The 11,824-nt window shown below is 48.4% G+C and carries 12 protein-coding genes; 11 read left to right on the top strand and 1 reads right to left on the bottom strand.

Annotated features, from left to right (window positions below):
• The first annotated feature begins 46 nt into the window (after positions 1-46).
• The 4 genes from CF651_RS09275 to CF651_RS09265 all read left to right on the top strand — a co-directional run bounded on the left by CF651_RS09275 (position 47) and on the right by CF651_RS09265 (position 2,026).
• Entirely contained in the window at positions 47-700 is a 654-nt protein-coding gene (locus tag CF651_RS09275) for a 3D domain-containing protein (protein WP_094014578.1), read from the top strand.
• 79 nt (positions 701-779) lie between these two features.
• Entirely contained in the window at positions 780-908 is a 129-nt protein-coding gene (locus CF651_RS33130) for a hypothetical protein (RefSeq protein ID WP_281254460.1), read from the top strand.
• A 149-nt stretch (positions 909-1,057) separates the two neighbouring features.
• A complete protein-coding gene (locus CF651_RS09270; RefSeq protein WP_094014577.1) occupies positions 1,058-1,504 on the top strand; it encodes a flavodoxin in 447 nt (148 codons plus the stop codon).
• Between the two features lie 183 nt (positions 1,505-1,687).
• A complete protein-coding gene (locus CF651_RS09265; RefSeq protein WP_094014654.1) occupies positions 1,688-2,026 on the top strand; it encodes a hypothetical protein in 339 nt (112 codons plus the stop codon).
• 163 nt (positions 2,027-2,189) lie between these two features.
• On the opposite strand, the gene CF651_RS09260 is transcribed toward CF651_RS09265, so the two are convergent.
• Positions 2,190-3,488 carry an ammonium transporter gene (locus CF651_RS09260; RefSeq protein WP_094014576.1) on the bottom strand — a complete coding sequence of 433 codons (1,299 nt, stop codon included), beginning with the start codon at positions 3,486-3,488 and terminating at the stop codon, positions 2,190-2,192.
• 197 nt (positions 3,489-3,685) lie between these two features.
• Here CF651_RS09260 and CF651_RS09255 point away from each other — a divergent pair, with 197 nt between their 5' ends.
• From CF651_RS09255 to aroF, 7 genes are all read left to right on the top strand, one after another.
• Positions 3,686-4,093, top strand: a complete 408-nt coding sequence (locus tag CF651_RS09255; RefSeq protein WP_094014575.1) for a YugN family protein — start codon at positions 3,686-3,688, stop codon at positions 4,091-4,093.
• 1,029 nt (positions 4,094-5,122) lie between these two features.
• Positions 5,123-6,709, top strand: coding sequence for a trypsin-like peptidase domain-containing protein (locus CF651_RS09250; RefSeq protein WP_094014574.1), 1,587 nt, complete (start codon positions 5,123-5,125; stop codon positions 6,707-6,709).
• Between the two features lie 128 nt (positions 6,710-6,837).
• Positions 6,838-7,530, top strand: a complete 693-nt coding sequence (locus CF651_RS09245; RefSeq protein WP_094014573.1) for a response regulator transcription factor — start codon at positions 6,838-6,840, stop codon at positions 7,528-7,530.
• 1 nt (position 7,531) lies between these two features.
• Positions 7,532-9,058, top strand: a complete 1,527-nt coding sequence (locus CF651_RS09240) for a sensor histidine kinase (protein ID WP_094014572.1) — start codon at positions 7,532-7,534, stop codon at positions 9,056-9,058.
• Positions 9,059-9,105: 47 nt separating this feature from the next.
• A complete protein-coding gene (locus tag CF651_RS09235) occupies positions 9,106-10,065 on the top strand; it encodes a 4-hydroxy-3-methylbut-2-enyl diphosphate reductase (protein ID WP_094014571.1) in 960 nt (319 codons plus the stop codon).
• Between the two features lie 22 nt (positions 10,066-10,087).
• Positions 10,088-10,627 (top strand): DUF2062 domain-containing protein, encoded by a 540-nt coding sequence (locus tag CF651_RS09230; protein ID WP_094014570.1) that lies wholly within the window; start codon positions 10,088-10,090, stop codon positions 10,625-10,627.
• 147 nt (positions 10,628-10,774) lie between these two features.
• Complete coding sequence (aroF, locus tag CF651_RS09225; RefSeq protein ID WP_094014569.1) at positions 10,775-11,818, top strand: 3-deoxy-7-phosphoheptulonate synthase; 1,044 nt, start codon at positions 10,775-10,777, stop codon at positions 11,816-11,818.
• Positions 11,819-11,824 lie beyond the last annotated feature (6 nt).

Here is an 11,824-nt window from a genome sequence, read left to right as displayed (position 1 = left end):
CAAAAAATGGACAGCCTCTTGTAATAAGGGGAGGTTTATCACAAGCATGTTACCTAAAACCGTAGCTCATGCCAAATGGATCTGTCTTGTTGCTATTCTATTAGCGGTGTTTTTAGCATTAGAACAAAAACAGCAGTCGCTGGCGCACAACGGTCAACCGAGTCCAATGTCCACACTAACGCAAATTGCTCCTGTACCGGAGCCGAATGGCAAAGAGAAGGAGACCATGGCTGCCGTCAAACAAATCAGCAGCGTCGAAAACCGTAAACAAAAAGACAAATATACGATCGTGCCTAATCTGAAAAAGGATTTGTCCAAATATACCGCAGTGGAAGTTGTCGCTACCGGATATTATGCGGGCAAAGAATCCACCGGGAAAAATCCCGGTCATCCCGAGTACGGTGTGACCTTTTCCGGGATGAAGGTTCAGAGAGACAAAAACTCGTTCTCAACCATTGCTGCAGACCCCTCAGTGTTCCCGATCGGGACTGTACTGTACATTCCTGGCTATGGCTATGGTATCGTAGCCGATACGGGAAGTGCGATTAAAGGCAAGCGAATCGACTTGTACTTTGAGACCAAAGATCAGGTGTACCGCGAGTGGGGCAAGAAAACCGTCAATGTGCTCGTTGTCAAAAAAGGCGAAGGAAAGATCACCAAAATGATCTGGAATCAGCTTGAGAATGAGATTCTGTTTTGATAGAAGCCTGTATCAAACTGCTAACATAAAGGATGATCATCTTACCCATACTATGCTTTGTAAGGGGAGGTGATTAGCTGTGGCAAAAAACAAAAACAAAAAGTCGCAACAAAATGATACGGAATTTTCCGAAGAAGTAGTGGCGAACAATGTAAAGCAGCCAGCACAAAACAATCCAAGTCAAGGTGCCAATAATAACACCAAATAGTAATCTCGTTGGATGCAAAAACAAATAAGAAGTCGGGTGTGGCTTTATACACATCCGGCTTCTTTTACGTATAAAGGATTGACAAAATTAAATGATAACGATTATCATTATCAATATGACTTATACATAAATAACAGGGAGTGAAGGAAATGGCGAAGGTCATTATTGTTTATGCGAGCATGACGGGAAACACGGAGGAAATAGCCGAAGCGATCCGGGACGGCGTTCGAAAGGCCGGTATTGAACCTGAATTCAAGTCGGCCATGGATGCGAAAGGGGCGGAGCTATTGGACTACGACGTAATTATTGTGGGGGCCTATACATGGGGAGACGGGGACCTTCCGGATGAGTTCCTTGACTTTTACGAGGAGCTGGACGGTCTCGATTTGTCCGGTAAAAAAGCAGCGGCATTCGGCTCTTGCGATTCCAGCTATTCTGCTTATGGAGCTGCGGTGGATACGATCACTGCAAAGTTTCAGGAATTAGGCGCTGACGTAGTAAACGAAGGCTTGAAAATTGAGCTTAATCCATCGCAGGACGAAAAGCAGCTGTGCAGTGATCTGGGAGAGAAGCTGGTCGCGGCAGTGACTTCTTGATTGCTTTATAAGCTGCGCTCTGTAGCTTCCACTAAGGCATAATTGAAGGGACGGGCTTCTCTAAAATAGTTGTTTTCAAAGCAGCGATTTTAGTGTAAAATAAAATTACTGTGATGATAGTTAACATTTAGAGATAGGTGATGTTCCATGCTGAATGCTTTATTAACAGGGAGTTCGATTCCGGTGAGTAAACGAAAAGCGGCTGAAGTTTATCCTTTTTTGGAAGCCTATATATCTCGTAAGGAAGAGCAGATTGCAGAGATTGAGCAAGTGGTTGAACGCTATGAGAAGAAACGTTTAATGGAAGAACGAAGCTATCAATCGATGTCAGCTTTTCGGCGTATGTTTACGGGGAAGAAGCCGGACCATCATCTTGCTGTTGAATATATCCATTATGTCAAAAAACCAATGGAGCAAATTCGTCAGCTTCGTGCGGAGATCGAGCATGCGAAAGCGATCCGAAGCTTGAGTCCTACCGATTTGGTTGACATTAGCGATGAGTTGGAGAAAGAAATGGCCTAGTGTTCTACTAAGCGGATATATACCAACCAAGCCTCCTGCGGGCTTGGTTTTTTTGTCTGTATACCTTTGTGGTCTGGATCTGGACGAAAGGGCAAGGTCCTTTATCGATGAAAAAAATGCGCTGGTTCCCTTGACGGGTTGCCAGCGCGCTTTTTTTAACCATTTATTTGCTTTCCTTCTTCAGGGCATCTACATCAATAAAGTCGTGATCCTGGCTGTAGGCAGGCACACCGTGAATCCCGACATCGAGTCCGACCAATTCTTCGTCTCTGCTGACGCGTACCGAAATGAAACGATTGATGAGCACCAAAGCCCCCCAAGTCAATACAAATCCCCATACCGAGACGATGACCAAGCCTAACACTTGTACACCAAGCAGCTGCCAGCCGCCGCCATAGAAAAGGCCGCTGTAGCCTTGGCCGACCCCTTCGGTCAGCTCCGGTTTGGCAAACAAACCAAGGGCCAGTGTGCCAATGCTTCCGCTTACCCCGTGTACAGCGAATGCGCCGACAGGGTCGTCGATTTTTTTGGATTCAAGAAACTCCGTTGCAATAACCATAGCAATACCGCATATCACACCAATGAGAATGGCAACACTGTCGCTTACGAAAGCACAACCGGCTGTTATGCCGACCAATCCTGCCAAAGATCCGTTAATTACCATAGGAGGGTCCGCTTTGCGGTAACGAAACATGGTGAATAAAATACAAGCGGCCCCACCGGCGGCGGCTGACAGCATTGTTGTTACGGCGATGTGCCCTATGGAGCTGTTCGTTGCGCTTAATGTGCTTCCGGAATTGAAGCCGAACCAACCGAACCAGAGAATAAATGCACCTACCGATGCTAACGGCAGATTCGAGGGAGGGACAATATTGGGTGCTCCGCTCTCGGAAAATTTGCCGATGCGGGGGCCGATAAATAGCGCTGCCGCGAGAGCGGAGAAGCCGCCAAGCGCGTGGATGACCGCGGAGCCGGCGAAGTCAATCATGCCGAGGCTGCCGATCCAGCCTCCTACGCTCCATACCCAGTGCCCGGCAAGAGGGTAAATGAGACCGGTCATTGCTATAGTGTATAGAATGTAAGCACGAAAATTGATACGTTCGGCTACTGCGCCCGAAACAATGGAGATGACAGCGATAACAAAGGCGCATTGAAACAGCCAATATGTGTCATGGGAGATGGAAAGCTTAATATGTGTTAAGTCTCCTCCCATCATAAAGCCGCTTGTTCCAATGAGGCCGGAAGCATCTTTTCCGTACATGAAAGCGAAACCGAAAAAGTAAAAGACCAGGGCGCCAAAAGTAATGTCAACGAATACTTTCATGATGATGCTGACTGCGTTCTTCTGCCTGACGAACCCGGCTTCCAAAAGGGCAAAGCCGCCCTCCATCAATAAAATCATAGCCGCTGTCAGGACGACCCAGATCGTATCTAATCCACCGGCTAAAGTGGACAAATCCATACCTCTCATCTCCTTATAAACGTACAATGTATAAGAACTACGACCATCATTATACGGTTCTCGTGGTAATAATGTCAACGGATTGCGTAAGGATAAATGACATCTGAAAACAATGTTCGGTAATCGATTGTCTGTAGCATAATTTTCACTAAAAACGTTCATTCTATTTATAAAATTTATACTTTGGAGGAAAAACAATGATCCCTATAAATTCCAGCTTGGTGAACCGTGAGGAGGCTTTTGATCAGGTAAGAAATCAATTGCATCAATTTGAGTTTGCGCTTGGCGGGAATTGGGACTATGATCACGGGTATTTTGACCGTTATTTAGATGAGGCTCACAAAGTGTGGCTGCGCATCCCATTCCAAGTAACACGTGGCACACTGGAAGGAGATACGGACGCTACGGAAGCGAGCATTCGACTTGGTCAGCCATTTGTGCTAAAGCATCTCTATAATGAAGGTCTAGATAGCGAAGCTCATGTGAAAACGATGGGCGCGTTAATCGATCAGTTTCAGGAGCCGGTGGATAAGGATGCGCCTGTGGAGGATAAATGGGTTGCCCAGGCTAAAAAGCTTTTGAGTGAAGTGGAACGAACATTGTAATTCATTCAATCCCCCCATCCCCCCCTTGCTCTCAAGGGGGGCCCCGGGCACTTGCGTCCCTGGACCCCGCAAAGCTGGGCGGGGAGTGGCGTGGCGGCTTCGATGTGAGGTTTGGTGGTGGGAGCGCGTCGGTCCGGGCTGCTTTGCTGAAGCAAAGTACGCCCGGACACGCTTCCATATGTGCGGGAACGGGCTAGCGGAACGAGTTTCTTTCGTGGTTCAGATCGCGGATGTTCGGCTAGTTTTGCTGTGCAAATCATAGCCGAACCCGCTTTACGTTTGCTTATTCAATCCCCCCATACCCCCCTTGCACTCAAGGGGGGCCCCGGGCACTCGCGTCCCTGGACCCCGCAAAGCTGGTGCGGGGAGTGGCATGGCGGCTTCGATGTGAGGTTTGGTGGTGGGAGCGCGTCGGTCCGGGCTGCTTTGCTGAAGCAAAGTACGCCCGGACACGCTTCCATATGTGCGGGAACGGGCTAGCGGAACGAGTTTCTTTCGTGGTTTAGATCGCGGCTGTTCGGCTGGTTTTGCTGTGCAAATCACAGCCGAACCCGCTTTACGTTTACGCAAAACACACCCTCGTGAAGCGTGTACGAATAAAGAAGGAGCAATGCTTGCGGCATTGCTCCTTCTTTATTCGTACGTAAGCGCTCCCTTTGAGCTGAAGTATCTCCATCACGAACGTGTTACCTCGCGCATGCAAGCGTGTCAAGACGGATATAGCTTTGCTTGCAAAGTCTATAACCCGGCCTGACAGACGCGCTCACCCGACACAAGCAGGATCGAAGCCGGAGCGTTCCTCCAAGCACCAAGCTTGCGGGGTCCAGGGGCGCCAGCGCCCGGGGCCCCCCTTGAAGTGCAAGGGGGGTATGGGGGGATTGATTCTCTCTATGGGGGGGATTGTATAACTCTTTAACTGCCTTTTATTTAATTTTAAGGTTTCTTTAAGGTTACGAAGGCAATATATAGTCAAGGATATCAAGTAGCATACACTTGGATACAGGTTATCGAAATGGAGGTCTTTCGATTATGGACGACAACAAAAAAGACTATGATGATTTTTTTCGCCGGATGAACGGTGATGACCATAATTCATCCCGCGAGCGGGCGGATCAACCGAACAATGAAAGAAGCAGTCAAGAGCAGCAAGATCGGCCTTCCTATTATTATTCTTACGGACCTTATAAATCGACGGCGGGACAAGATGAAGCCGCGGCAGCAAACAGCACGACGGCAAGTACGAGTGAAGGAAGCACGCATGTGGAAGTAACGCCGCCCAAAGCAGTCCGCTCCTTCTCCTTCAACGGAGCTGAAGCCGAGAAGCCGATGCAGGATCCGATGGCAGGCTGGCAGTATCAGCAAAAGAAAAAAGGCTCTACGCTAAAGAGCATGTTTATCTCGTTCTTGGCTGGTGCCGTGGTTGTAAGCGGACTGATGTTCGCTTCGGATAAAATGAATTTGTTTACAGGCTCCAAAGGGGTCCTTAGCAGCAGCGCCTCTGCTAATGGATCGGGTCAAGCCGCAGCGAGCGCTAATAATGGCGCGGTCAAGCCGTCCTCGCTGGACTTGGGCAGACCGAATAACATCGCTCAGATTGCAGAGCAATCAGGGCCGGCGGTTGTGAAGATCGAGACCAAGGTGAAAGCAAAGGCAAGCTCGGGAAATTCCTTGTTTGACGACCCGTTCTTCCGTCAGTTTTTTGGTGATAACGGAGGCCAGCAAAGACAACGGAACAACCAAAGCGATCAGCTGCAGCCGGGAGGCATGGGAACCGGATTTATATTTGAAAAGTCCGGCTACATCCTGACCAACGAGCATGTTATTGACGGTGCAGACGAGATTTGGGTAACCGTACAGGGGTACGACAAGCCCTTCAAAGCAACCTTGCTCGGGAACAGCTACGACCTGGATTTGGCGGCATTGAAAATTGAAGGGGATAAAGAATTTTCTTCCCTGCCGCTTGGCAAAGCTGAAGATATTAATGTAGGGGACTGGGTCGTAGCAATCGGGAACCCATATGGCTTTGACCATACGGTAACGGTCGGGGTGCTGAGTGCCAAAGAACGCCCGATTTCGATTCCAGACAGCCAAGGTACTCGTGAGTATAAGCACCTGCTGCAAACGGATGCTTCAATCAACCCCGGCAATTCCGGCGGTCCGCTGCTGAATCTGAACGGTGAAGTTATCGGGATCAACACGGCTGTCAGCTCTCAGGCACAAGGAATCGGCTTTGCCATTCCGACAAGTACCATTTCGAGCGTGCTGGATAATTTGAAAAACAACGTGAAGATTCCAAAAGAGCCGGCTCCGTACATTGGAGTTAAGCTGGCAGATATCGATAAAGAATGGGTATCGGAGCTGAAGCTGGAAAATACGGAAGGCGCTATTGTTTCCGAAGTGGAGCGCAAAAGCCCGGGCTTCAAAGCGGGACTGAGACCTTACGATGTGATTACAGAAGTAAACGGGGCGAAAGTGAAAAACTCACAAGAGCTCGTAGATAAGGTAAAGACGCTGAAGGTCAACGAAAAGGCGAATTTGACTGTGCTGCGCGACGGTAAAAAAGAGACGATTACGGTAACCATCGGAGATAAAAACGCAACTGCCACAACACCGTAAAGGCTGGACGGCTTAAAGAGATAAAAAGGTTAGGAAAGAAGTAGAGCGGAACACGTTTTTCGTGAAGCTCTGCTTCTTTTTGCTTCAACGTGTTTTTTGATACAATGACAGTAAGGACGGTGTTGCAGATGAGAGAAAAAATATTGGTAATTGATGATGATGAGAAAATCACTTCCATGCTGCGAAGAACGCTCGCATTCGAGGGCTACATCGTATTCACGGCGAATCACGGCATGGACGGATTAAAGCAAATTATAGAGCATGAGCCGGACGCCATTATTTTAGATGTGATGATGCCGCAATTGGACGGCTGGGAGGTCGTTCGCCGTATTCGCGAGGGAGGTACGACCATTCCTGTGCTCATGCTGACAGCCAAGGATGAGATTGCGGACCGGGTCAAAGGACTGGACAGCGGGGCGGATGATTATTTGGTCAAGCCCTTCGCTCTGGAAGAGCTGCTGGCGAGAATTCGCGTGCTGCTGCGTCGGAAAACGGCGGAAAAGGCGGAGTTGGCAACGAATCGTCTGCAGTACCAGGACGTTTTCATGGACCTGGATACGCGGGAGGTATTCCGCGGCGGGCAGTTAATTGAGCTGACGACAAAGGAATTCGAGCTGCTTCATTTGTTTATGCAAAATCCGAAAAGAGTCCTTTCCAGGGATGTCATCATGGAGAAAATATGGGGCTACGACTACAGTGGAGAATCCAACGTATTGGAAGTTTATATTGCACTGCTACGTCAAAAAACGGAGGGACACGGGCATAAGCGAATTATCCAGACCGTTCGCGGCGCCGGTTATGTACTGAGAGGAGAGGGCTGACATGTCCATTCGTCTAAGACTTACTTTATGGTATACGGGCATTTTGTCAGTCACTTTGTTGTTATTCGGTTTCGGGCTGTATTGGTCGCTGCATTACTATTACTATAATAGTGTCGAGGATGATTTGAGTCAGCGTGCGGAAAGTGCCTATTCCCGTATTCAACCGCGGATTACTCCTACCCTCGGAGGGGATATCAGCTTTGACTTCGTTCTTCAAGGCCGGGATATGGTTAACAATACGGGAACATACTACCAGCTGACGAGCTTTGAAAACGGGAATCAAAACCGTTCGAACAATTTAAAGGATCTTAATATGTATTTACCCCAAATTACCCCGCAGCAGAAGCAGCGTTTGGGTAATGAGGATTTTTTTATAGAACGTTCCAGTATCGATACGTTTGAAATTTTAATTTATAACAAGCCCATCTACCTGAATCAGAACGGCCAATCTCGGTTAGCGGGCGTTTTTCAAGCGGCGGTCATCATTGAATCCTATGAGAAAGTATTTGCACTGCTCAGAATTATATTAACGGTAACTTCCCTGCTGCTTATTGTGCTTGCTGCGTCGTTCGGATTGTTCTTGGCCAGAAAAGCATTAAGACCGATTGACAAGGTCATCGAAGCCGCCAATCAAATTGAGAAGGGCGCGGATTTGGGGAACCGGATCAATTATGACGGTCCGCAGGACGAAATCGGCAGGCTGACCAGTACGATCAATGGGATGCTTGGGCGGCTGCAGAATGCATATACCGATCTGGAGGAATCATACCGCAGGCAGCGCCGGTTCGTATCGGATGCGTCGCACGAGCTGCGTACGCCTTTGACGACAATCAGGGGCAATGTGGATCTGCTTGAAAAAATGTGGCGCAAAACGGCGGCCGCTGCTCTGGATCAAGACCGGGACCAGCTGGAGATGTCGCTGGAAGCGATGCAGGATATTGCCGGAGAGGCGGAACGGATGACCCGGCTTGTGAATGATTTGCTGGCTTTGGCCCGTGCGGATGCAGGCTTTCAGATGGAAAAAAGCGAGATCATGCTAAAGCCGCTGATGGAGCAGGTCGTTCGAAAGGCTCAGCTGCTTCCCCGTTCAGTGGAATGGCAAACTGGAGATTTATCAGCACTCGATAATATTCATGTGCTTGGGAATAGGGACTATTTGCAGCAGCTCATTTTTATTTTCATAGAAAATGCGTTCAAATATACGGAGGAAGGCTTCGTCAAATTGGATGCGGTGAGTACAGAAGATCAAATCGGACTGCGCCTACAAGATACGGGGATCGGCATGGATAAAGAAGAGGTGCCGCATATTTTTGACCGTTTCTACCGCGCAGATGTTTCCAGGGGGAAAACCTCCGGGACGGGGTTGGGATTGTCCATAGCCAAGTGGATTATTGATGAGCATCAAGGCTCCATTGAAGTCATGACCCGCAAAGGCGAGGGCAGTACCTTTATTATTTGGCTGCCGCTTGGCAAGCTTCCGACAACTTTCGAGTCAGGGCATTCCATCCAACCTGCGAATCAGGTATAATGGACTAAGAACGAATAATGATATATAAGAGCAGGTAGGTGCGGAGGATGGACGTAATCAAAATCTCACCCCGGGGCTATTGTTATGGGGTTGTAGATGCCATGGCGCTTGCCATGCAGACTGCCAAAAATTTGGATCTGCCGAGACCTGTGCATATTTTAGGAATGATCGTGCATAATTCCCATGTAACCGATTATTTTGATAAAGAAGGCATTATTACTTTGGACGGCCCGAACCGGCTGGAAATATTGGATTCCATTGAATCGGGAACGATTATTTTTACCGCTCACGGGGTATCGCCGGAGGTACGCCGCAGAGCGCGCGAAAAAGGACTCACCGTCGTAGATGCAACTTGTCCTGATGTAACGAAGACCCACGATTTGATCCGTGAGAAGACAGCTGAAGGATATCATGTCATTTATATTGGAAAGAAAGGTCACCCGGAGCCGGAGGGTGCTGTTGGAGTGGCTCCCGATCGGGTACATTTGATTGAGAAGCTAGAAGAGATAGAGGTATTGGAGCTCGACACATCCAAGATTATTATTACGAATCAAACGACCATGAGCCAGTGGGATATCAAGCATATTATGAGTCGATTGCTCGACAAATTCCCGAAGGCCGAGATTCATAATGAAATTTGCCTCGCTACCCAGGTTCGTCAGGAGGCGGTTGCCGAGCAGGCTAAGGATGCGGATCTCGTCCTCGTGGTAGGCGATCCTCGGAGCAACAACTCGAATCGGCTGGCTCAGGTATCCGAGGAAATCGCCGGAGTCAAGGCTTATCGCATCGCGGATATTACAGAGCTGAAGCGGGAATGGCTGGAGCCGGTCCGCAGAGTGGCCGTCACCTCGGGGGCTTCTACGCCGACACCAATTACCAAAGAGGTCATAAGCTATTTGGAACAGCTTGATCCTCAATTGCCTTCGACCTGGGAGGTCAAACGTACGGTTAATTTGGATCGATTGATCCCTGTCGCGAAGTCAAAGTCCGGAGCAGCAAACGAATAACGAACGTTGGGGATGAAGGTATATGCAGCAGAACAGAACGGTAAAGAAAAAGCCTTTTCAGTTCCGAAATATTAAGCGCTGGTTCAAATATAAATATCTGCTGCTGACTCGTGCTAAGGGAGGCCCTAGCATAGTTGCTATGGGATTCTCTATTGGTCTGGCTGTTGAGATGTTCACGCTTCCAACGGCTGGGTTGGCCTTCTTTCTTATTTTCCCGTTAATTTACCTTTTTCGTGCAAGCATGGCAGCCGCATTAATTGGATTCGTATTCGGTAAAATTATTTATCTTCCATTGACTATTGTTCATATGAGAGTGGGAGGTATGGTGCTTCCGCATGGAACGCGCAAATTTCTAGCTCATGCCAATCTGCCTGATTGGCTGGATGTGTTCCTTGGTTCCAATTTAAAGCTTCTGGTTGGCGGAATGGTCGTAGGTGTCGTGCTTGGCTTGCTTGTTTATTTCCCAATTAGGTGGGGGCTTGAGTTCTATGACGCCAAGCGCAAAGAAAAGCGAAAAAAAAGAAAAGCACAGCTTCTGATCCGTCCTGAGTCTACAACTTGATGTACAAAAATAGATTAAGTATTGACGAGAAGCTGCTTCTCGTTGTATATTTGCTTTAGTGATTAAAAGCTTAAAAGCGTATAAGCATTGAAGTGTGAAAGTGCTTGTGCTACATATTATAAAACTACATTCGGGAGCGTGGCCATTATGATCGTTATTATTTCCAACAAAGTTTCGGAAGAGCGTGTAAATGAAATTGTCCAGCATATTGAGAAGTATGAAGTACAGGCTCATGTATCCAAAGGTGTGGACCGGACAGTTATCGGTATTATTGGTAAAGCGGATCCGAAGCTGGCTGAGCAGCTTCGCCAGTTATCCGGGGTTGAGCAGGTTGTGAAAATTTCCAAGTCATACAAACTGGCAAGTCGTGACTTTCACCCGGCGGATACCGTAATTAAGATCAAGGACGTTGAAATCGGCGGAGAACAGCTTGTTATTATGGGCGGACCATGTGCAGTAGAGTCACCGGAGCAAATCGATGAGATTGCGCGTCTGGTGAAAGCATCGGGTGCTCAAGTGCTTCGCGGCGGTGCATTCAAACCGAGAACGGGCCCCTACAGCTTCCAGGGGGTTGGCGTTGAAGGTTTGGTCATGATGGCTGAAGCGGGTAAGAAGCACGGTTTGCTGACCATTACGGAAGTGATGACGCCTGAATACGTTGATGTATGTGCAGAGTATGCGGATATCCTGCAAGTTGGCACACGCAACATGCAAAATTTTGATTTGCTTCGCAAATTAGGCACCATTAAGACGCCTGTGCTGTTGAAGAGAGGATTTAGCTCCACATACGATGAATTCCTCAATGCAGCTGAGTATATCTTGGCTGGCGGAAATCCGAACGTTATGCTTTGTGAGCGCGGAATCCGAACATTTGAGCCATACACGAGAAATACGCTCGATTTGGCTGCCATACCTGCCCTTCAGACCCTCAGCCATTTGCCGGTTATTTCCGATCCGAGCCACGGTACAGGCCGCCGCGAGCTGGTAGAACCGATGTGTAAGGCGTCCGTTGCAGCCGGCGCTAACGGGCTCATTGTTGAAATGCATACCGATCCGGATAATTCCATGACAGGGGATGGCGTTCAGTCCTTATTCCCTGAGCAATTTGCTAAATTAATGGTTGATTTGGAGAAATTGGCACCATTGTGCGGCAAAAGTTTCGACACGCAAAAGTCTTTTGTGACAGCTTAAAGTTCA

The organism is Paenibacillus rigui, assembly GCF_002234615.1.
Classification (GTDB): Bacteria; Bacillota; Bacilli; order Paenibacillales; family NBRC-103111; genus Paenibacillus_S; species Paenibacillus_S rigui.
This window is presented reverse-complemented; position numbering and strand designations above follow the sequence as displayed.

Coding starts and splice junctions, on each gene's coding strand:
- CF651_RS09260 (WP_094014576.1), bottom strand. CDS start 3,488: ATGGATTTGTCCACTTTAGCCGGTGGATTAGATACGATCTGGGTCGTC.
- aroF (WP_094014569.1), top strand. CDS start 10,775: ATGATCGTTATTATTTCCAACAAAGTTTCGGAAGAGCGTGTAAATGAA.
- CF651_RS09255 (WP_094014575.1), top strand. CDS start 3,686: ATGATCCCTATAAATTCCAGCTTGGTGAACCGTGAGGAGGCTTTTGAT.
- CF651_RS09270 (WP_094014577.1), top strand. CDS start 1,058: ATGGCGAAGGTCATTATTGTTTATGCGAGCATGACGGGAAACACGGAG.
- CF651_RS09235 (WP_094014571.1), top strand. CDS start 9,106: ATGGACGTAATCAAAATCTCACCCCGGGGCTATTGTTATGGGGTTGTA.
- CF651_RS09245 (WP_094014573.1), top strand. CDS start 6,838: ATGAGAGAAAAAATATTGGTAATTGATGATGATGAGAAAATCACTTCC.
- CF651_RS09250 (WP_094014574.1), top strand. CDS start 5,123: ATGGACGACAACAAAAAAGACTATGATGATTTTTTTCGCCGGATGAAC.
- CF651_RS09275 (WP_094014578.1), top strand. CDS start 47: ATGTTACCTAAAACCGTAGCTCATGCCAAATGGATCTGTCTTGTTGCT.
- CF651_RS09230 (WP_094014570.1), top strand. CDS start 10,088: ATGCAGCAGAACAGAACGGTAAAGAAAAAGCCTTTTCAGTTCCGAAAT.
- CF651_RS09240 (WP_094014572.1), top strand. CDS start 7,532: ATGTCCATTCGTCTAAGACTTACTTTATGGTATACGGGCATTTTGTCA.